Origin of the sequence: Fortiea contorta PCC 7126, assembly GCF_000332295.1 — a bacterium.
GTDB classification, from domain to species: Bacteria; Cyanobacteriota; Cyanobacteriia; order Cyanobacteriales; family Nostocaceae; genus Fortiea; species Fortiea contorta.
Map to the genome: position 1 here is coordinate 5,109,132 of NZ_KB235930.1, position 20,218 is coordinate 5,129,349.

Here is a 20,218-nt window from a genome sequence, read left to right on the forward strand (position 1 = left end):
CTTTGGTATTCACGATTGCTAACCTGCTTTATCTGGAATTGTAAAGTAAAAAATCGAGCCTTGACTCGGTTTCGACTCAACCCAGATATTACCGCCGTGGCGTTCGATAATTTTCTTACAAATGGCTAAACCGATTCCAGTACCCGGATATTTACTTCTGGTGTGTAAGCGCTGAAAAATCACGAAGATGCGTTCGGCATATTGCGTTTCTAGGCCTATTCCATTATCGCTTACCCAGAACAACCATTCGTTTTCTGTAAAGGTAAGATTTGCATTTTCTGCATTTGGTTGAGTTGTTCTCTTCATAACGCCGATGTGAATTCGCGGGGGTGTTTCCCCAGAGAATTTAATGGCGTTAGCAATCAGGTTTTGCCAAACTTGGCTCAGTTGGGTAGCATCAGCCATCACCGTCGGTAATAAGTCTTGGGTAATCACGGCGCCACTTTCTTTGATAGCTATTTGCAGGTTAGCGATCGCTGTGGCTAAGACGGTGTTACAGTCAACTAAAGCAAAGGGTTGACCACGGGTACTGACGCGAGAATAATTTAATAAGTCGTTGATCAACCGTTGCATCCGACTAGCGCCATCAACGGCGTAACTGATAAATTCATCAGCGCGCCCGTCTAACTGATTTTTATATCTCCGCTCCAGTAACTGTAAATAACTTGTCACCATTCGCAATGGTTCTTGCAAATCATGGGACGCCACATAAGCAAACTGTTCTAATTCTGCATTCGAGCGGGCGAGTTCTTGACGCTGGCGAGTTTCTTGCTCTAAGAGTTGTGCTTGAGATAAAGCAATGCCAATTTGGTTAGCTAATTGTTGTAATAAGTCTAACTCGAAGTTGTTCCAGTATCGCCCAGATTCACATTGGTGGGCAATCAGCAAGCCCCAAATCCCATCACGCACTAAAATCGGCACAACTAAGTTAGCCTTGACACCAAACTGGGCGAGGAATTGCTGATGACAAGGTTGGATATGTGATTTAGCTACATCAGCGATCGCACTAACTCTACCCTGACGATATTTTTCCATATATTCGTCGCGGAAACACGTGTCGAGGATATTTTTACCGATAACGGCGGGCCAACCTGGTTGTACTGCTTCTTGAACAACTGTACCTGAACCATCAGGCCACAGGCGAAAAATTAACACACGGTCTGCTTGGAGTAGTTTTTTAATCTCTGTAACTGTAGTTTGCAGAATCTCTTCTAGTTGTAATGACTCCCGAATTTTCAAAGTGATTTGTGCGAATAGTTGCGCTCGGTGATTTTGTCGCTTGAGTTCTTCTTGTACTCTGTAACGATGGCTAATATCAGTATGAGAACCTACCATGCGGACAACATTTCCCTCAGCGTTCCATAGCGCCTGTCCCCGATCTAAAATCCATCTATAAGCACCATCTTTGCACCGCAGGCGATACTCACTCACATAAAACGGTGTCTGCTGACTAAAGTGTTGCTGGATAGTTTGCAATACGTCACTCAAATCATCCGGATGAATCCGCTTTAACCATTCATCCAAATCGCTGGAAATTTCATAATCCTCATAACCCAGAATCTCTTTCCAACGAGTGGAAAAAAATACTTGATTAGTAGCGACATTCCAATCCCAAATGCCATCATTGTTACCTTGGAGAGCTAATTGCCAACGCTCTTCGCTCTCTCGTAAAGCTTGGGCTGTGCGCCGCCGTTCGGTGATATCTTGAATATAAACAGATAAACCCTCCCATCCGGGATAAGCGTGAACTTCTAACCAGCGGTCTAGTAGAGGATAATACTCCTCAAATTCTACACTAACCTGTTTTTTTACTGCTTTGTGAGACTCACGATAGGATTTCGTCCCTACCATCTCCGGAAATACTTCCCAGATACTATTCCCCAACAATTCATCCTGGGGTTTTCGCAATACCTTTTGTGCTTGGCTATTAACATAAATGAAGCGCCATTCATGATCTAAGGCAAAAAAAGCATCAGTAATCCTTTCTAAAATATTGCTGATCCGATTTCTCGATGCTTCCACTGCTGTCCGTGTTGCTAGCTCATGACCCATGAGTTCCCCAGTCATCCGCGCCACTTCCACGACATTCCGGCGCAGTTCCAGTTGATCAATCACCAAACGGCTAATTGCTACCAGCGCTTCTACCTGTTGTTGGCTCAATTCCCGTGGTACGCTATCAATCACACACAGAGTTCCGAGTAGATCTCCTTTAGCTGTAATCAAGGGTACACCTGCATAAAACCGCACAAACGGATATGATGTAACTACAGGATTTTGTGCTAATTTTTGATCAGCTAAAGCATCTGGGACAACTACAACGTCCCGCCGTTCTTGGCAAAGATAAGATAAACCCACACTCCGGGGCATTTCTTGTACATCTATGCCTAGTTTAGCTTTAAACCATTGCCGATTTTCATCAATAAAATTTACCAGAGCGATGGGTGTACCACAGATAGATGCAGCCAATCTAGCTAAATTGTTGTAGGCTTCCTCTGGTTCGGTGTCTAGGATTTGGTATTGGCGGAGAGCTTCTAACCTCGCTTCCTCGTTGTTAGTTGATACAGGTTTCATAAATTTTTATTATTTAAATTAAATCGATTTTAAAAATTTTTGTGACACAAGTACAGACTAACGAATAAAGGGTGAAGGATGAAGTATGAAGTATGAAGGGTGAAGGGTGAAGTCTGTAGAGGCTTGACGCAGGCTTAGGATGAGATGAAGAAGCTTGTATGATAAGCCTTTGGGCAATTTGTCATGGGTACTTTATTTCCGCCGTATTTTCCTAGTACGCCAGGGCGCAAATCAAGCAATTGTTAAAAATCGATGAAAGGCTAAATATACAAGTTTACTGGTTTCATACTTCATCCTAGCCTGCGGCAAGCCGCCTTACAGGCGTCTACAAACTTCATCCTTTCTGTACTAGCCCTAATAAGAAATCCAAAATAACTTTCAATAAAATTTATTTATATTCATCGAATAATCCTTGACATTTTGTCCCTTACCAGCGATAAAGGTCAGACAATGCAGTTTCTGTACCAAAAGTAGAGATTTGCAGTTAAAGGAACTATTGTTGATGGCGATGGAGGTAATAATATTGCCTTGTTCGCCCAAAACAACGAACGGGGAATCATTGTCGGGAATGCCTGTACCCAGTTACTCCAGTAGCACAATGAGTATCCCCCAAACTATCACTGCGTAGCACAAAATTTATGTGCGGGCGGAATTCTGGCTGGATGTAAAGTATATTGGAATTCTAAACATGATTAGCTATTTGAAAGGTCTTGTTGCTGGTATTCAAACCATTAGCAGTAATCGGGTGATTCTGACCTTAGAGGTCAACGGCATGGGGTATGATTTGCAAATTCCCCAACGCCTTTGTCAGCAAATTCCAGATTCAGGGGGAGTTGTGCAAATTTTTACTCACTATCAAATCCGGGAAGAAGTACCCCTACTTTATGGTTTTGCGTCCCCAGCGGAAAGAGATTTATTTCGCCATCTCCTGAGTGTCAGCGGTATCGGCGCAGCTCTGGCGATCGCCCTACTCGATACTTTAGAATTACCAGATTTAGTGCAAGCCATCATCGCCGCCAATACACAAATCCTCATTCAAGCCCCTGGCGTTGGTAAAAAGACTGCAGAACGTATCTGTTTAGAACTGAAAAGCAAATTAATCGAGTGGCGCAAATCAGCAGGTTTCTTCGTCGCTACAGGTGGCCCCGCACCAGGAATCCTCGAAGAAGTACAAATGACTCTATTTGCTTTGGGGTATACTGCCCATGAAGTCAGCCACACTCTACATGTAGTCAGCGAAGACATTGGACTATCCAAAGATGCCTATGTGGAAGATTGGATTAAACAAGCGATTACCCACCTGAGCGCTAGCGAACACGTTGGTTCAGAAGGGGGTAGGGTGTAGGGTGTAGGGAACCCACGTTTACTCATCCCCAACCATACTCATTTGAGTCCAAACCACACCACCGAGGGATTGCAAGTCATTCCCATCGTGATTTGATCAAGCTATCGGCTCAATCGGGATGTTACCATCTATACGAGTCCTTGCAAACCCATCGCCCTCAAGATTTCTTGCCGGGTTAATATTAGGGGCTAGAGGTTAGGGGCTAAAAGCTGACGAATCACGAATTAAATTGAGGCGCCATCATGGCAACTTACGAAAACATCTTACAAACAATCGGCAAAACTCCATTAGTAAGATTAAACAGAATTACCAAAGACCTGCAATCTACCATTCATGCCAAAATTGAATATCTCAATCCTGGAGGCAGCACCAAAGACAGAATTGCTCTTACCATGATTGAAGCCGCCGAAAAAGCAGGTTTATTACAACCCGGCGGTACTATTATCGAAGCGACAGCAGGTAACACCGGAGTCGGATTAGCACTCATCGCCGCCGTCAAAAAATATCGGTGTATATTTGTCATGCCCGATAAGATGAGCCAAGATAAAATTAACCTCCTCAAAGCCTACGGTGCAGAAGTAGTCGTCACCCCTACATCTGTACCCCCAGATTCCCCAGAAAGTTATAATGGTGTCGCCGAAAGACTAGCCAAAGAAATTCCTGGCGCTTACAGACCAAATCAATTTGCCAACCCCAATAATCCCTTAGCACATTACTTAACTACAGGGCCAGAAATCTGGTCAGATAGTGGAGGTAAAGTAGACGTTTTTGTCGCCGGGATGGGTACAGGCGGCACAATTTCTGGAGTAGCTAAATATCTCAAAGAACAAAATCCAAATATCATTATAGTTGGTGCAGATCCAGAAGGTTCAATTCTTTCCGGAGACAGTCCCAAATCTTACAAAGTAGAAGGAATTGGTGAAGACTTTATTCCCAAAACATTTAATCGGCAATTAGTCGATGAAATGATCAGAATTAGTGATAAAGAATCATTTAATATTGCTCGCCGTCTGGCACGAGAAGAAGGCTTATTAGTAGGAGGTTCCTGCGGAACAGCAGTAGCCGCCGCCCTCACCTATGCAGCCCGATTATCAGCACCTAAATATATAGTAGTATTATTGCCAGACACAGGGAGAAACTACATTAATAAAATCTATTCTGACGTTTGGATGCAGGAAAATGGATTTTGGGAAGGTAAAATCATCAAGTCCATCAAAGTTGGGGAAATTCTCTCACAAAAAACAGATTTTCCCTCTCTCGTTGCTGTTAGCCCCCACGATACCCTGAGCCAAGCTACAACTCTTTTACAAAAGCTGAATATCTCCCAGTTACCCGTAATTGATGACAACCAAGTCGTGGGTAGTCTCAACGAAGCTTCGTTGATGAAATTTCTCCATGATGGCATCAATTTTTCTAATCAAAATGTATTGGCAGTTATGGGGAAACCACTACCAATTCTTGACGAAGAAGTTGATATTTCTGAAGCGTATCGAGTCTTGTTATCAGGAACAACAGGAATTATTATTGAGCGAAAAAATGTACCAATTGGATTAATTACCAGAGCCGATTTAATTAAATATTGGATTAGCCAAAATCAGGAAGACGTAAGGGAAAATAATGGAATTTGAAACTAAAGCAATTCATGAAGGTCAAGCGCCAGATCCACAAACAGGTGCGGTAATTGTGCCTATTTATTTAACTTCGACTTATGAGCAGCAAGCCATAGGTCAACACAAAGGTTATGAATATTCTCGCACAGGAAATCCCACCAGAAATGCTTTAGAAGAAGCTTTAGCTGCTCTTGAAAATGGAAAATTTGGTTTGGCTTTTGCTTCTGGTTTAGCTGCAACTACCACTATATTAAGTCTGCTGAAAACAGGCGATCATATTGTCGCTGGTGATGATTTATATGGTGGTACCTATCGGTTATTAGAAAAGGTTGTCAAAAATTGGGGCGTCACCACTAGTTATGTAGATATAGACCACATTACAGACTTTAAAACCGCGATTAGACCTAATACTAAACTGATTTGGATTGAAACTCCTACCAATCCGTTATTAAAAATTATTGATATTGCTGCCTTAGCAAATATTGCCCGGCAAAATAATATTATTTTAGTAGTTGATAATACTTTTGCTAGTCCTTATTTTCAAAGACCATTAGAACTAGGTGCTGACATTGTAGTTCACAGCACCACCAAATATTTAGGTGGACATAGCGACATTATTGGTGGCGCAGTTGTCACCTCGAATGAAGCAATTTATGCTCAACTGAAATTTTATCAGAATGCGATTGGAGCAATTCCTAGTCCATTCGATAGCTGGTTAGTACTGCGTGGAATTAAAACCCTAGCTGTGAGAATGCGGGAACATGAAAAAAATGCTTTATTATTGGCTGAGTTTTTAGCCGAACATCCCCAAGTCGAGCACATTTATTATCCAGGTTTACCCAGTCACGAACAACATCAACTTGCTCAACAACAAATGTCTGGCTTTGGGGGGATGATTAGTTTGGAGTTAAAAGGTGGCTTTGGGGAGGTGGAAAGTTTTGCTGCTAAAACCAAGTTATTTTTGTTAGCTGAGAGTTTGGGTGGAGTGGAGTCATTACTTTGTTACCCTGCGAAAATGACTCACGGTTCACTACCAGAAACAGAAAGGCTAAAACGCGGAATTAAGGATAATTTAGTCCGGCTTTCAGTGGGAATTGAGCATTTTTCTGATTTACAAGCTGATTTAGAAAATGCACTGTCAAAATAAACAGATAAATTTGTCAAAAAAAACTGACATTAATCTTTGCTCAAACAGCTTAAATTCTGTCCTGAAAATACTTGCTTTGATTAAGTTTTTTAAACCCTACTTATCTAGGGGAGTTTACAAGCCTTGATTAATCACAAACTCCCAAAAAACAACACTAAATTATGTGGAATTTAGCTAAATTACCGGTAATTATATCGGGATAGTTGGCTTAGAAAACGAGACATAAATACCCTATTGACTCCCGAAAAAGTTAGAACTAACCTAGTGAGTAGTCCTACCAAGGATGGCTATTTCATAACATCAATAAATCAGGAGTTAGTTCCTATGATGATGATGATGACCGAAACCATGACCACCGAAATGCAAACCTGCATGAACGCTTGCATGGAATGTCACAAAATGTGCATGGAAACCATGACTTACTGCATGAGCAAAGGTAGCAAGTCAATGGATATGAGCATGATGAGCATGATGCGCGACTGCGCGGAAATGTGCATGATGTGCATGAACATGATGATGGGCGGTTCTGAGTTCATGGGACGCACTTGTATGCTGTGTGCAGAAATGTGCGATCGCTGTGCAACGGCTTGTGAAATGATGAAAAATGATCAGAAAATGATGGCATGTGCAGCAGCTTGTCGTAAGTGCGCTGAAGCCTGCAGAGCTATGCAAATGATGCCCGCTTAATTGCTTCAACTAGCAGAAGTTTCTCTGCAACCTATTATTCAAGCGCTCAGGCTCAATAAGTCTGGGCGCTTGAAGTGTTTGGGAAATTCCATAATTAGAGAATGTACAAGTTAGTCAACTGACTACCAAAACATCAATCAAGACAACAATAATTTTTTCTGCATTGCTTTCATACAAAGGGTGATACCAATTCACAATTCGCAATGACGCTCGCGGACTCGCTAACGCTGCGAATCAAGCAATTCGCAATTAAAAAACTTAGATGCAGCAAAGCTTTTAGGGTTTACATTTGTATCAGATTTTTAGTGAAATGGTATGACACGGGAATTGATGTGTTTTTGTTCAACTTCATCAATACCCGATTTTACTTTGAGGTGTTGGATATGATTTTCAACAGCCCTGAGCCGTATGTGAAGACGATGAGCGATCGCTTGGTCTGTCAAATTATGCAAAGCCTGAGGATAGAAAACGACTACGCTCATGGTCAATCACACTCGTGTACGAATTTATTTTATAGTGGGAAAACACGCTGCAGTCCCTAGCCTCTAACTCCCAAAATGCCTAATGTGAATTACCAAAACCCAAAAACGTTTTTCTATTTACCCACAACTGTAGAGCGAGCGGAGCGATCGCTGGTATGTTCTCCCTTTAATCTGGCTTTATTGTCAGCGATGCGCCATCAGAGTGTGTCACTGGGAGCGATCGCTCATGACAATGGTGTTAACTATGGCTACACTCAGCGTCCTTTATCGGAATTGGCATGTGATAATGCTTTAAATTGGTTAATCCAAGTAGGAGTGCTGCGGCGAGAAGTGGACGGACAGGGAATTACAGATAGTTTCCGCCTCACTCCCCTAGGACACCAGTTAGTTGAACAATACGAGGGTAAAGGTTGGCGTCGTCCTTCCTGGGGCGATCGCATTTACGATACCATCACCCGGTGGTTGAGATTACCTTTCTAGAACAGCAAATTCAAAAGTTAATATAAGGGCATCAAAGGGAACAATAATACCCGAAAGTCTCAACCCAATTTATCAAGTTTTTACCAAATCTCTCCGAATTTATGCGGTTATTGGTAAAGACTACAAGAATATAACTGGGGTGACAGAGGCTACAAAATACGCTGTAGCATCCACCAGTGGCTTTCAAGTTGGCGGTCTATTGTCAGCGATCGCTACATTACTGTTATTCCCGGAACTCTCCCCCTTGATTTTAAAAAGCAGTAACCTATGAAATCAATTATGGTAGTGGGAACAACATCCCACGCAGGGAAATCACTTTTGTGCACAGCTATTTGTCGTATTCTCTCACGGCGCGGCTGGCGGGTGGCTCCTTTTAAAGGTCAAAACATGGCTTTAAATGCTTATGTCACCGCTAGTGGAGGTGAAATCGGTTACGCCCAAGCTGTACAAGCCTGGGCCGCTGGGGTTGTTCCTTGGGTGGAAATGAACCCAATTTTACTCAAACCCCAAGGGGATATGACTTCCCAAGTAGTAATTAAGGGTAGACCTGTAGGCAAAGTCAGTGCGGTAGACTATTATGAACAATATTTTGAACTCGGTTGGCGAACCATTGAAGAATCTCTACAGCATCTAGGAACAGAATTTGATTTATTAGTTTGTGAAGGTGCGGGGAGTCCGGCGGAAATTAACCTCAAGCACCGCGACTTGACAAATATGCGGGTGGCGAAGCATTTGAATGCGCCCACGCTGCTGGTAGTGGATATTGATCGGGGTGGAGCTTTTGCTCATGTAGTCGGTACTTTAGAATTACTAGAGCCAGAAGAGCGTGAGTTGATTAAGGGTGTTGTCATTAACAAGTTTCGGGGACAGCGTTCTATATTGGAACCAGGGATAAAATGGTTAGAAAAACGCACTGGGATTCCGGTTGTCGGTGTTATTCCCTATCTGGAATACGTGTTTCCCGCAGAAGACTCTTTAGATTTATTTGAGCGTAATTCTCACAAAAGTCTATCTGACTTAAATATCACCGTGCTCCGTTTACCGAGAATTTCCAACTTTACTGATTTTGATCCGCTGGAATCAGAGCCTAGTGTATCAGTAAAATTTCTTAGTCCTAAGCAAGATTTGGGACACCCAGATGCAGTAATTATTCCTGGCACTAAAACCACGATCGCTGACTTGTTACTGCTGCAAAAAACAGGAATGGCAGAGGCGATACAACACTACGCTGCTTCTGGAGGAACGGTTTTAGGTATTTGTGGCGGCTACCAAATGCTGGGACAAATTATTGCTGACCCAGAAGGAATTGAGGGACAAGCTGGCAGATATCAAGGGTTAAATTTATTACCCATTAGAACGGTAATTACCGGACAAAAAATCGCCCGTCAGCGCCAAGTTAGCTCAAATTTTCCCCAAGCGGGCTTACCAGTCAACGGATTTGAAATCCATCAGGGGCGATCGCGCATTGAACAACAAGCCGATAGCCAAGGCTATCAAGCCTTATTCGATGATGCTAATTTAGGATTAGTAGATAGTTGTCAATCAGTTTGGGGTACTTATCTCCACGGAATTTTTGACAATGGCCCTTGGCGACGGGCTTGGTTAAATCGTCTCCGTCAACAACGAGGTTTGAAATCCTTACCCACAGGTGTTGCTAACTACCGGGAACAGCGAGAACAAACCTTGGACGCCCTAGCTACTGAAATTGAAAGCTACTTGGATTTAACACCTTTTATTTCCTAGCAGGCGGTATTTCATGAGTGTCCGCATCCGCTTTTTACCTGATGATGTCACAGTAGATGCCGAAGTGGGAGAAGCTCTCTTGGATGTAGCAGAACGTGCTGGAGTGTTTATTCCCACCGGTTGTCTCATGGGTTCATGTCACGCCTGTACGGTAGAACTGGATGATGGCGAAATCATCCGCGCCTGTATTACAGCAGTACCAATAGGTCGCGATGAGTTGGTTGTCCATCTGTTTAGTGATCCTAGTTGGTAATTTTTTATTTGTTGTTGGTTATTGGTGATTTGTCAGGGGGTAGGAATATAATATTCTGTCGCATTCTTTTTTTAATTGGTGTTACTTAAAATTTTCCAGCCAATGTGGCTACACCAGCAAAATCAAAGCCAATATAATCATATTGTTGGAACTACAAAAGACCCTTTACTGATTTTTCCCTCCTACTACCCCCAGGAGGGTTTTTTAATTACTATTATTTGAATTTTAGTAGTTAACCGATTTAGCTAAAAAATGGAGATTAGGGATTAGGAACTAGAAGGTAAGTAAAGTCATTTTTATTTATAAAAAGTAATTTTATATACATGCAGTTGTCATGTATGTAGTAATATAGATAACAAATAAAAGAAAGTTATAAAAAAAGCCTTGCATACACGTATATGCTAGTCTTGTGTATAAGTATTTGCGCTTAAAAAGCCTATAAAACCTAAGCTTTACCCTATTTAACTTAACATAGGCATTTGAGATTTTTAGTATTATGGAAAACAAGTGCTGAAGTTTTAAAAAAGATTGGAAAATAAAATAGGGGGTGTTACCCCTCATGGATTTTTGAGTACGGAAGTGTAAAATAAGACTGGGTTTAAAGAAATGTTTTGATTAAAAATCCCACCCAAAACTGTTGGAGTGGGATATTTTATAATTATTAGAAAATTTCAGCCAACATGGCGTCACTGGCAAGCTAAAAGTTAGTATTCTAAAGAAGACTCATATCAATGATATATGAATCTGTAAGTTAGCACTTTGAGGTTAACTAAATACAGTTTCTTATAGAATTGGTAACACTTATGTGTCCTCTTTAAAGAGCCTCCATCACTCAAGCTCTCACATCCATAACTCATAATTCAGCCCTCTCATCTCCGGGGAGGGCTGTTGCTTTGAAGGATGAAGGATGAAGGATGAAGGATGAAGTATGAAGTATGAAGTATGAAGGATGAAATAAAGAAGCTCGTATAGCCTTAGCCACATAGGTTAGGACATGAATTAAAGATAAATGTGATGCCAAATTTGGTAAAATTCGGGGTATTCTATAGTTTCTGCACAGTGCCAGAGCAGTTTATAGCAGTCGTGGTGTTGTTCTAATATCGATGGGTGATGGTGCTCAAAGTAATCTTGAAGTGAGGCGATCGCTTGTGGTATTTGTTCATAGAGGATAACTTCTTTGAGGTGGTCTGCGGCTCGTTTGCAAACAGATGGGCGATCGCTAAATTTGAGCAGTTGCAATAAAGTCGTCAAGGCGACGGAATTTCCGGGGTCGAGTTGAGCTAATTTATAAGCTCTGCGTCTTTTGGTGTCTTCGTCTGTAAAAGCGGTGATACCCCGGACGAGGGAAGAAATCCGGGGAGGGGAAGCGAGCACAGATGCGGGGAGGGATGGGGGTTGGTTAACCTGAAAGGATTCTGGGGAATAAAGCATTTTTAGGTTGGCTGCTGCTTGTTGTCGCTGGGATGTGTCGGTGGCTGAGGTGGCGAGTTGCTCTAATGTGGAGATAGCGATCGCATTTCCCAGGTCTAGTTTCCCTAAACTGTAAGCAGCTTTACGACGGATTGACTCATGGTGGCAGTGGGTGATAATTTCTATTAAGGTGGCAATTGCCGTATAATTACCAGGGTCTACCCTTCCCAGATTATATGCGACTTGCCAGCGAATTGATTCTTGGCGGCTGGTAGTGGCGAGTGTTTCTAGAGTAGCGATCGCTATTTTGTTACCTGGATCAAAGACTTTACCCAAGCTGTAGGCTGCATTCCAGCTATTGAATGCATTTTGATGAGACTGGATGAATTGCTCAAAAGCAGCGATCGCTTTTGGGCGATCGGTTTTCAACAAGGCGACCCGCGCACCCTCAACAATTGGCGCTGGATATCGCCACCACTTTTGTTGATGCACATCAAAATAACCAAATCGCCACTTAATCAACTGCTGAACAATATTATCAGCCAAGCGACAATCTGCAAACTCAGCAATTCCTTGGGCTGCGAGAAAATAAGCTTGATAATCGTAACAGCCACCGCAACCATCAGTAAACTCAATTAAAGCCTGGATAAATTCATCCTTCTTTGTCTGTGAAATATCATCTCTACCCAACCACAACAGAATCACTTCCCGCCATTGTGATGAAAAAATGCGATAGCTGGGAACTGAAAATTGGGAATCCTCATTCCCTGAGGTGTGATTGAAAAAGAAGCGCCAATCAGTCACAGCCTGGGCGGCGAAGTATTCTTGAAAAGTGGGATGATAAAAAGCATAAACTTTTTCTCCCCAAGTCGCCGATATCCCCACCTGATTGAGCCAACCTAACTGTAAGGCTAATTGCCACAAATCATCATCACAATTACCCAAAACCTCCAAAATAAAACGGTGTCGCAACCGAAACTTAGTTTTTTCTTGAGCTATGGCTAATAGCGCCAATTGTCCCAGCGCTTGATTTAACTGCTGTCGCTGGGTGGAAGTTGTGGGAAAACGATCCTGCTTCCATTCGTAAATTGCTTCTACAAACTGCTGATATAGCATTGCTTTGGTGTGGGGTAATCTTCCCCGCGCTAGTCCCCAAATGCGACACAACAACGCCAAGCGAAGGGGATTCTGCACCGCGTGCTTGAGTCTACGTCGTTCGACTTGGTTTAACTGCGCTTGTAAACTTTCCCCTAAATTGGGATGATTTTGAAACCACCGCTGAATAAACTCCCCGATTTGGTTAGAGCCGTGGTGGGGGTCGTTGTCAGTAAAATTCAGGTTCCGATAGGTGTCGAAAGACTCCAGCGCATTCTTACCTGCATCCCAAATATTCAACCGACAGGTAAGTAATATTGTGGCATCTGCTACCCAGCCTTGGAGGTAACTCGCAATCTTTCCTAGAGCTTGGCTAGATTCTAGAGCCATTTCATCAACTGCATCTAAAATTAACCAAACCCGCCCTTGGTTAAACTGTTCACAAAAATTTTCTTCTATTTCTGGCGGAACACGCAACTTGCAAAGAGCCGAGGGGAGCCAATCTTGAATCAGGTACTGGGCGATGGTTTTACCTTGTAAATCTGCTAAATCCACCCAAATTACTAAATCTTCGGTGTGAGCTAATACCCATGTAGCAATTTTTTGTAATAAGGTAGTTTTGCCGGCGCCTGGTTCCCCAATAATGGCGATGCGGCGACTTTGTTGGCGCTGTAGCAGTTGGATAAATTCCGCGTGAGCAAAAATTTGTGAGACTTCCGCTGCTTCTGGCTCAGATAAGTGAGAATCTGTTTGTAGACGCTGTTGGCGTTCCACCAACCCCAAAGGAACATAAACTTGATGGAGTTCAAAACTGACACCATCGATGCTGGTGAGGGGGTTGGTGGTGAGTCTTTGGTGATTTTGTCTAGCGAAATTGGCTTGACAAATTTCTTCCCACTGAGGGAGATCAGGGGCAGAAGGCATGATATGCTCTTGATCGTCTTCACTGGCTACCTGTTTGGATTTTTCGGGGCGACGATGTTCCCAGTGTTGATCGAATTGTTGTAAGTTGGCTGCTATTTCCTGGCGATTGTGCCACAGTTTCAGGGTGAAGTGCCAAGTTTCCGAACCGGCGCGAGATGGGCGATTATCTTCGAGAATCTCTAAAAAATCCGCAAATCGTTTTAAGGCTTCTTTGATTTGCTCGGCGTTTAATTGGATTTTACCCGCTTCTAGAGTTGTTAAAAGTTGTAAAAACCTCACTTTTGTTCTCACAACCAAGCGGGTTTCCGATTGCCAACGAGTCTGGATTTGGAGACGCAGGGTTTCTAAAATTGAATCATCCCGACAGACGATTTCATCGTTAGCATAGACTAACAATACCTCTAATAAGCGGCGCGATCGCTTTTTTGTTTCCGGGCCATAACTTGCTCTAGCCATTGGCGATTTTTACACAAATGCACAAAGTTCGGGGAATCCCCCAGGTTGAACAAATACCCCTAACTCTCCCGTCCTGATTTTACAAGCCTTTGCCCCTGATGAACACCTGACTAGCTTCGGGGAAATTCTCTCGGATATTTTGTATTTATACATAAAACCCTGTGAATTCACTGTTAACTACACAGATGCATATAACTTTGGGTCTGGACGTATATACCAGTGAAGCAAAGCCGAAAACCATTAGATGTCAATTAGCCATATGTTAAAACTCACCTACGCCGAGAATAACTTTAACTTAGAGCTGATCAACCAACCTTGGGAAAGTTGGATAAACCAGAGAGTAGTTCTGGCTTTGAGTGCTGGTACGCACATTTATATGAAACCAAGCACCGCTGCTTTTCTCGTACCGCATAAATTGTCACATTTAGCTGCGTTGGAATCTTTAGCTCTCACACATATGATTGAATTGTGCCCTTGTGACGCCTCAACAGTGGAAGTGGTGCTCAAAGGTATTTGGTTAACTTCTGATGCTCGTAGTGAAGTTGGTGTTTTTGTGACTTCTCTGAGCAAAGCTGCTGAGTTATTGCTGTATAAAATCTCCCAGTCTGAGGAATTTTGTCACGCTTAGGTCGGTTTTTTTGTCAAGGTTGTGGGTGCATTTACATCAGTTCATCTCAATTACAACTTTCCCAAAGTGAGCGGCGCTTTGCAAATAACTATAAGCAGATTTGGCTTCAGCAAATGGGAAAACTCGATCAATAATTGGCTTTAATTTATGTTGGCTAATCTTATGATTCATCACTTCAAACATTTTTCGACTACCTACATAAATACCTTGTAATGTTAAACTCTTAAAGAGTATGGGCAAGGGGTCAATTTCTGCTCCTCTTCCCGACAGAACACCAATTAAACTAATACGTCCACCAATGCGGACGGCTTGCATTGATTTGGTGAGAGTCCCTGTACCGCCGACTTCTACTACATGATCTACGCCTGCGCGCTGAGTTAATTCGTAGACTTTTTTTTCCCAATCTGGTGTTGTTTTGTAGTTAATTATTTCGTCCGCACCCAATGCTTTTACTCTGGCTAATTTCTCGTCACTGCTAGAGGTAATAATCACTTTTGCGCCGTGGATTTTGGCGAATTGGAGTGCAAAGATCGAAACACCACCAGTACCAAGTAATAAGACGGTGTGGTCTTCGGTGAGGTTGCCTTTTGTAATCAATCCATGCCAAGCTGTGACGGCGGCACAAGGTAAAGTTGCCGCTTCTATATAAGATAAATGGTGTGGTATAATTACTAGTCCATCTTCGTGTAAAACGACATACTCAGCCAACATTCCGTCTATTCCCCCGCCCAAATCTGATTTCATTTTCTCTTTGGTGAGAGAGCCAGAAATCCAGTCTTGGAAGAAGATTCCGGCGACGCGATCGCCTATTTTCACCCGTGTCACGTCTCCACCCACAGCGACAACTTCGCCGACTCCATCAGACATGGGAATCAGCGGATATTTCATTCCCGCGCCATAAGCTCCCTGAGTTACGAGCAAGTCGCGGTAGTTAACAGATGTGGCTTTGACTTGAATGAGCACTTGTCCGGTTGCGGGCTGGGGTTGGGGGCGATCAACTAAAGTCAGTGCTTCAATCCCCGCGTTGCTTTGAATTTGGTAGGCTTTCATGGGATTTTGGTTTGTCAAGAGTTGGTTTCAGGGAAGATTTAAATTCTGGCGTTGCTGATTGAGATATGAATTTATCTCACGCAAAGGCGCAAAGGAACAAAGAAAAATCAAGATAATTTTGGAGTTTCATGCTCTGATTCAGCAACGCCAAATCCTGAATATGTTTCACGTTGAGAGGGAATTGCTATGACCAGATGGCAATAGTTTTAGCTCAATCGTCGCTTTAACCATAGAGCAAATAAAGGTAAGGCTGGTTGATAACCTTGCTCTGCACCGTAAATTAAACCTTTATGCTGTAATCCAGTCAAGGCGCCTTGGAGACTACCGCCACGAGAAAGTCCATGTTTTTGGATATATTCTTTACTTTGGGGTTTCTCGGTGGGGTCGAGGGCTAAAGATTCTAGCAGGTGGACTTGATTAGCTGGGAGTAGCATGAGTAAGGACTCGAAGGTGATGGATAAATCTTTGAGTAGTTCGGTTATTGCTTGCTCTACCTCCTTTGGTGTGATTAATTCTTGAGCATGACACAAGGTTTGCAAACGGCGAATTAGGGCGATCGCATCGCCAATATGTCCCTGTACGGCGTCTAAAAATAGTTGCAATGCGGTGGAGCGAGAATCAAATTTTAGTTGTTGTGTATGTAACACTTCCCGCGCCCACAGTGCTAAAACGTCTCTGTCTAGGGGAGGTAATTGTAAAGTTTCCAGAGGATAGTTATTCTCATCTTGATAATTAGTTTCGGCGATCGTGGCAATGAGGACATAACTGACATGAGTTTGCGCTTTGATATCTCGTCTCAGTGTCACCTCCCACAAACCATAACGATCCCAAGAGCGAATGTGGGGGAAACTATGCAAAATCACCACTACCCGCTGATTCAGCGCCACAGCCATAATCTGCAGCAAGTCTAATAAAATTTCAAATGTTCGCCAAATCTCATTTTCGCCAAGATTAGGCCAGGGTTTGAGTTTACCTTCTGGTTCAAAGCTCAAAAACTCAGAAGCATTGCGCTCTATCCAGTTTTGCAGTTGGACTGAGTGCCAATTTTGATTGATTTCTGCTGCTAATAATTGCACAAATCGTTTGCCATCGGTGGCACGGATGCAGTCTATTTCCAGCACCCTCGCACCGGCTTCTTGGGCGGCGTTTCGCACTAGGGTACGTCGTCCACTCCCAGGAACGCCGGTAATCAATAAATCACCATCCTGGGCGAGGACTTCGACTATGTGCTCAAACTCTGCCGATCGCCCAATTAATTGCACAGGAGTAGAAAAATTCAAACCCACCCACCTTTGATCGTTTGTTGTTAAGGTCAGCATACTTACTTCCATTGGAATTAACTATGATTTGTATCAAATATTAATAGTGCTTATTTAATTTTAACACTAAAAAATCGTGCTTAAATAATATCAACACTTTAAAAAGGTAATAGATATGGTTGCCTCTGCATCTACCATTGCACCAGAAAATCAGCAGTTGACAGTTTGGCATAACCTGGAGATTTCCGAAGCGATCGCCTGTTTGCAAAGTGATGGCGAATATGGTTTGAGTGCAGCGACGGCGAAACGGCGGTTAAATGAAGTAGGGGCGAATGAACTAACTGCAAAGAAAAGTAAACCTTGGTGGTTAAAATTTCTGTTGCAATTTAATCAGCCGCTGTTGATTATTTTGCTGTGTGCAGGTTTAGTCAAGGCTCTGACTGGTAGCCTTGTTAATGCAGGGGTGATTTGGGGAGTTACCACCACCAACGCCCTGATTGGATTTATTCAAGAGTCAAAAGCCGAGGGGGCGATCGCGGCTTTAGCCAAAGCCATCACCACTGAAGCAACAGTCATCCGCGATGGTCAAAAATTACGCATCCCTTCTGGGGAGTTAGTTCCTGGTGATATTGTTTTTCTAACTTCTGGCGATAAAGTCCCCGCAGATTTACGGTTACTTCAAGTAAAAAATCTACAAATTGATGAATCTGCTCTCACAGGCGAATCTGTCGCTGTCGAAAAAAATACCGCAACTTTGCGAGCAGACGCGGCTTTAGCAGAACGAAAAAACATGGCTTACGCGGGTGGCTTTGTTACCTTCGGCCAAGGTACTGGTGTTGTTGTGGCGACAGGTAACACCACGGAAACCGGGCGGATTTCCCAATTAATGGAGCAACACACGGATCTTTCCACACCATTAACTCGGAAATTTGATAAATTCAGCCAAAATTGGCTGTATATGGTCTTAGGATTAGCCACACTCTGCTTTGTGGTGGGGTTAGGCTCTCGCAGTTTTCCAGATGCTTTAGAAGCAGCGGTAACTTTAACCGTCAGCGCCATTCCCGAAGGTCTACCAGCGGTAGTAACAGTTACATTAGCTATTGGTGTTTCCCGCATGGCGCGACGCCACGCCATTATCCGCAAACTACCAGCGGTTGAAACCTTGGGGAGTGCAACTGTGATTTGTTCCGATAAAACCGGGACTTTAACGGAAAATCAAATGACAGTCCAGGCAATTTATACTGGAGGACATCAGTATACAGTCAGCGGTATTGGTTACGCGCCGACAGGGGAAATTTTAATAGATGAGAAACCAGTTAATTTAGACAATGCCAAAGGTTTACAAGAATGCTTGGTCGCAGGCTTATTATGTAACGATTCCAGCTTAGAGAGGAAAAATGGTCAATGGGTGGTGATGGGAGATCCCACCGAAGGTGCATTAATCGCCTCAGCCGAGAAAGCGGGTTTGAGTCAAGCTAGTCTGATTGCAGAAATGCCGAGATTAGATGGCATTCCTTTTGAGTCTGATTTTCAATACATGGCAACCTTACACGCCACACCCAAAGGTAAAATTATTTATGTTAAGGGTTCAGTAGAAGCAATTCTCAAACGCTGTAACTTGATGCTGAATGCCAACGGCAAACCTCGTCCCCTCGATTGTGTAGAAACTCTCCAGCAAACATCCATCGAGCGGGAAGTAAATATTATGGCACGGCAGGGCTTGCGGGTATTAGCTTTAGCAAAAAAATCTATCAATAGTGGACAAAATACAGTGGATCATGCAGACATAGCTGAGGGGTTAGTTTTCCTAGGTTTACAGGGGATGATTGATCCGCCTCGTGAAAGTGCCATTAAAGCCGTGGAAGCCTGTCATAAAGCGGGAATTCAGGTGAAGATGATCACTGGAGATCATGCTATCACAGCGCAGGCGATCGCTCGTCGCATGGGTATCCACAAAAACGGTTCAGTATTGGCGTTCACCGGCGCAGACTTGGCGCACATGGATAAAACCGAACTCGCGCAAGTAGCCGAAGAGGGGGTAGTATTCGCCCGTGTCGCTCCAGAACAGAAACTGCGTTTAGTCGAAGCTTTGCAATCAAAAGGCGAAGTCGTGGCCATGACGGGAGATGGCGTCAACGATGCGCCGGCTCTCAAACAAGCAGACATCGGTATTGCTATGGGTGGAGCGGGTACCGAAGTTGCGAAAGAAGCCGCAGATATGCTGCTGACTGATGATAATTTTGCCTCCATTCGCGCCGCTGTAGAAGAAGGGCGAGCAGTTTATAAAAACCTGTTAAAGGCGATTTGTTTTATTTTGCCTGTGAATGGTGGGGAATCAATGACGATTTTGATTAGTACATTATTTGCCAGAGATTTACCGATTTTATCTTTACAAGTTCTCTGGCTGAATATGCTCAACTCCATCACTATGACAGTACCTTTAGCTTTTGAACCGAAAGCAGAAAAGGTGATGGAACAACCACCGCGTCATCCCAATGAACCATTACTTTCTAAAAGTAGAATTCAGCGCATTTTAGCAATTTCTCTGTTTAACTGGATTGTGATATTTGGTGTGTTTGAATATATTCGCCAAACCACAGGAAATATAGATTTAGCACGAACAATGTCGATTAACTCTTTAATTGCTGGACGGATATTCTATTTATTGAGTATTAGTCAATTAATTCCCAACCTCATCGCCAAAATGGACGGCACAATTAAAGAAAATGTTGATATTCCCGCTATTGGATTTGGGATTGTTGGGGCGATTATTTTACAAATCATTTTTGCCCATGTGCCGTTAATTAATCAGGTATTTGAGACAGCACCTTTAAGTTGGCAACAGTGGTTATTCTGCTTGGGTGTCGGTTCACCAATGATTTTGTGGGCGACCTTTGTCAATCGTTTCGATCCACCAAATTGATTGTGGGGTGGGCAATAATGCCCACCTATTTTTTTTCATGTGAAGTTCAATTTGTAGTGGCGTGTCTAGCCTTAAATAGTGCATTAGTAGGGTGCGTTACGGCTACGCCTAACGCACCGCCTGCGGAGGTCAAGACGGTGCGTTACTTCGTTAAC

Annotated in this window: 16 protein-coding genes; 11 read left to right on the top strand and 5 right to left on the bottom strand. The window is 43.1% G+C overall.

Annotation, left to right across the window (positions count from 1 at the left end; translation table 11 throughout):
- Positions 1–18: 18 nt before the first annotated feature.
- Positions 19–2,571: a GAF domain-containing protein gene (locus tag MIC7126_RS0123905; protein ID WP_017655659.1), complete on the bottom strand. Its 2,553-nt coding sequence runs from the start codon at positions 2,569–2,571 to the stop codon at positions 19–21.
- 495 nt (positions 2,572–3,066) lie between these two features.
- Here MIC7126_RS0123905 and MIC7126_RS32095 point away from each other — a divergent pair, with 495 nt between their 5' ends.
- From MIC7126_RS32095 to MIC7126_RS0123925, 5 genes are all read left to right on the top strand, one after another.
- Positions 3,067–3,165, top strand: a complete 99-nt coding sequence (locus MIC7126_RS32095) for an HAD family hydrolase (RefSeq protein WP_274517509.1) — start codon at positions 3,067–3,069, stop codon at positions 3,163–3,165.
- A 94-nt stretch (positions 3,166–3,259) separates the two neighbouring features.
- Entirely contained in the window at positions 3,260–3,916 is a 657-nt protein-coding gene (ruvA, locus tag MIC7126_RS0123910; RefSeq protein ID WP_017655660.1) for a Holliday junction branch migration protein RuvA, read from the top strand.
- 242 nt (positions 3,917–4,158) lie between these two features.
- A complete protein-coding gene (locus MIC7126_RS0123915; protein ID WP_017655661.1) occupies positions 4,159–5,544 on the top strand; it encodes a cystathionine beta-synthase in 1,386 nt (461 codons plus the stop codon).
- Positions 5,534–6,673: a cystathionine gamma-synthase gene (locus MIC7126_RS0123920; protein WP_017655662.1), complete on the top strand. Its 1,140-nt coding sequence runs from the start codon at positions 5,534–5,536 to the stop codon at positions 6,671–6,673. The genes MIC7126_RS0123915 and MIC7126_RS0123920 overlap by 11 nt, the downstream gene beginning before the upstream one ends.
- 324 nt (positions 6,674–6,997) lie before the next feature.
- Entirely contained in the window at positions 6,998–7,360 is a 363-nt protein-coding gene (locus MIC7126_RS0123925; RefSeq protein WP_017655663.1) for a four-helix bundle copper-binding protein, read from the top strand.
- 302 nt (positions 7,361–7,662) lie between these two features.
- Here the strand turns inward: MIC7126_RS0123925 and MIC7126_RS29690 are convergent, their stop codons facing one another.
- Complete coding sequence (locus MIC7126_RS29690) at positions 7,663–7,842, bottom strand: helix-turn-helix domain-containing protein (protein ID WP_193787696.1); 180 nt, start codon at positions 7,840–7,842, stop codon at positions 7,663–7,665.
- A 75-nt stretch (positions 7,843–7,917) separates the two neighbouring features.
- Here MIC7126_RS29690 and MIC7126_RS0123930 point away from each other — a divergent pair, with 75 nt between their 5' ends.
- From MIC7126_RS0123930 to MIC7126_RS0123940, 4 genes are all read left to right on the top strand, one after another.
- Positions 7,918–8,322: an Npun_F0494 family protein gene (locus tag MIC7126_RS0123930; RefSeq protein ID WP_017655664.1), complete on the top strand. Its 405-nt coding sequence runs from the start codon at positions 7,918–7,920 to the stop codon at positions 8,320–8,322.
- 139 nt (positions 8,323–8,461) lie between these two features.
- Positions 8,462–8,593, top strand: a complete 132-nt coding sequence (locus tag MIC7126_RS32310; RefSeq protein ID WP_274517499.1) for a hypothetical protein — start codon at positions 8,462–8,464, stop codon at positions 8,591–8,593.
- Positions 8,590–10,065 carry a cobyric acid synthase CobQ gene (cobQ, locus tag MIC7126_RS0123935; RefSeq protein ID WP_017655665.1) on the top strand — a complete coding sequence of 492 codons (1,476 nt, stop codon included), beginning with the start codon at positions 8,590–8,592 and terminating at the stop codon, positions 10,063–10,065. Before MIC7126_RS32310 ends, cobQ begins: the two co-directional genes overlap by 4 nt.
- A 13-nt stretch (positions 10,066–10,078) precedes the next feature.
- On the top strand, positions 10,079–10,318 hold the full coding sequence (locus MIC7126_RS0123940) for a 2Fe-2S iron-sulfur cluster-binding protein (protein WP_017655666.1): 240 nt from the start codon (positions 10,079–10,081) through the stop codon (positions 10,316–10,318).
- Between the two features lie 999 nt (positions 10,319–11,317).
- Here the strand turns inward: MIC7126_RS0123940 and MIC7126_RS0123945 are convergent.
- On the bottom strand, positions 11,318–14,203 hold the full coding sequence (locus tag MIC7126_RS0123945; RefSeq protein ID WP_017655667.1) for an NACHT domain-containing protein: 2,886 nt from the start codon (positions 14,201–14,203) through the stop codon (positions 11,318–11,320).
- Positions 14,204–14,447: 244 nt separating this feature from the next.
- Here MIC7126_RS0123945 and MIC7126_RS0123950 point away from each other — a divergent pair, with 244 nt between their 5' ends.
- The gene (locus MIC7126_RS0123950; RefSeq protein WP_238553680.1) at positions 14,448–14,831 is read left to right on the top strand and encodes an alr0857 family protein; all 384 of its coding nucleotides are present in this window, start codon (positions 14,448–14,450) and stop codon (positions 14,829–14,831) included.
- 36 nt (positions 14,832–14,867) lie between these two features.
- Here MIC7126_RS0123950 and MIC7126_RS0123955 read toward each other — a convergent pair whose 3' ends face one another.
- Positions 14,868–15,881 (bottom strand): zinc-dependent alcohol dehydrogenase family protein, encoded by a 1,014-nt coding sequence (locus MIC7126_RS0123955; RefSeq protein ID WP_017655669.1) that lies wholly within the window; start codon positions 15,879–15,881, stop codon positions 14,868–14,870.
- A 206-nt stretch (positions 15,882–16,087) separates the two neighbouring features.
- Positions 16,088–17,200: an ATP-binding protein gene (locus tag MIC7126_RS0123960; protein WP_017655670.1), complete on the bottom strand. Its 1,113-nt coding sequence runs from the start codon at positions 17,198–17,200 to the stop codon at positions 16,088–16,090.
- Positions 17,201–17,315: 115 nt separating this feature from the next.
- Between MIC7126_RS0123960 and MIC7126_RS0123965 the strand changes: the two genes are divergently transcribed.
- Positions 17,316–20,063 carry an HAD-IC family P-type ATPase gene (locus tag MIC7126_RS0123965; RefSeq protein WP_017655671.1) on the top strand — a complete coding sequence of 916 codons (2,748 nt, stop codon included), beginning with the start codon at positions 17,316–17,318 and terminating at the stop codon, positions 20,061–20,063.
- Positions 20,064–20,218: the final 155 nt, after the last annotated feature.

What these genes read in the sequence shown, in the direction of transcription:
- MIC7126_RS0123930 (WP_017655664.1), top strand. Translation starts at nt 7,918, where the DNA reads ATGCCTAATGTGAATTACCAAAACCCAAAAACGTTTTTCTATTTACCC.
- cobQ (WP_017655665.1), top strand. Translation starts at nt 8,590, where the DNA reads ATGAAATCAATTATGGTAGTGGGAACAACATCCCACGCAGGGAAATCA.
- MIC7126_RS0123925 (WP_017655663.1), top strand. Translation starts at nt 6,998, where the DNA reads ATGATGATGATGATGACCGAAACCATGACCACCGAAATGCAAACCTGC.
- MIC7126_RS0123965 (WP_017655671.1), top strand. Translation starts at nt 17,316, where the DNA reads ATGGTTGCCTCTGCATCTACCATTGCACCAGAAAATCAGCAGTTGACA.
- MIC7126_RS0123955 (WP_017655669.1), bottom strand. Translation starts at nt 15,881, where the DNA reads ATGAAAGCCTACCAAATTCAAAGCAACGCGGGGATTGAAGCACTGACT.
- MIC7126_RS0123950 (WP_238553680.1), top strand. Translation starts at nt 14,448, where the DNA reads ATGTCAATTAGCCATATGTTAAAACTCACCTACGCCGAGAATAACTTT.
- MIC7126_RS0123905 (WP_017655659.1), bottom strand. Translation starts at nt 2,571, where the DNA reads ATGAAACCTGTATCAACTAACAACGAGGAAGCGAGGTTAGAAGCTCTC.
- MIC7126_RS0123940 (WP_017655666.1), top strand. Translation starts at nt 10,079, where the DNA reads ATGAGTGTCCGCATCCGCTTTTTACCTGATGATGTCACAGTAGATGCC.
- ruvA (WP_017655660.1), top strand. Translation starts at nt 3,260, where the DNA reads ATGATTAGCTATTTGAAAGGTCTTGTTGCTGGTATTCAAACCATTAGC.
- MIC7126_RS0123960 (WP_017655670.1), bottom strand. Translation starts at nt 17,200, where the DNA reads ATGCTGACCTTAACAACAAACGATCAAAGGTGGGTGGGTTTGAATTTT.
- MIC7126_RS0123920 (WP_017655662.1), top strand. Translation starts at nt 5,534, where the DNA reads ATGGAATTTGAAACTAAAGCAATTCATGAAGGTCAAGCGCCAGATCCA.
- MIC7126_RS0123945 (WP_017655667.1), bottom strand. Translation starts at nt 14,203, where the DNA reads ATGGCTAGAGCAAGTTATGGCCCGGAAACAAAAAAGCGATCGCGCCGC.
- MIC7126_RS0123915 (WP_017655661.1), top strand. Translation starts at nt 4,159, where the DNA reads ATGGCAACTTACGAAAACATCTTACAAACAATCGGCAAAACTCCATTA.
- MIC7126_RS29690 (WP_193787696.1), bottom strand. Translation starts at nt 7,842, where the DNA reads ATGAGCGTAGTCGTTTTCTATCCTCAGGCTTTGCATAATTTGACAGAC.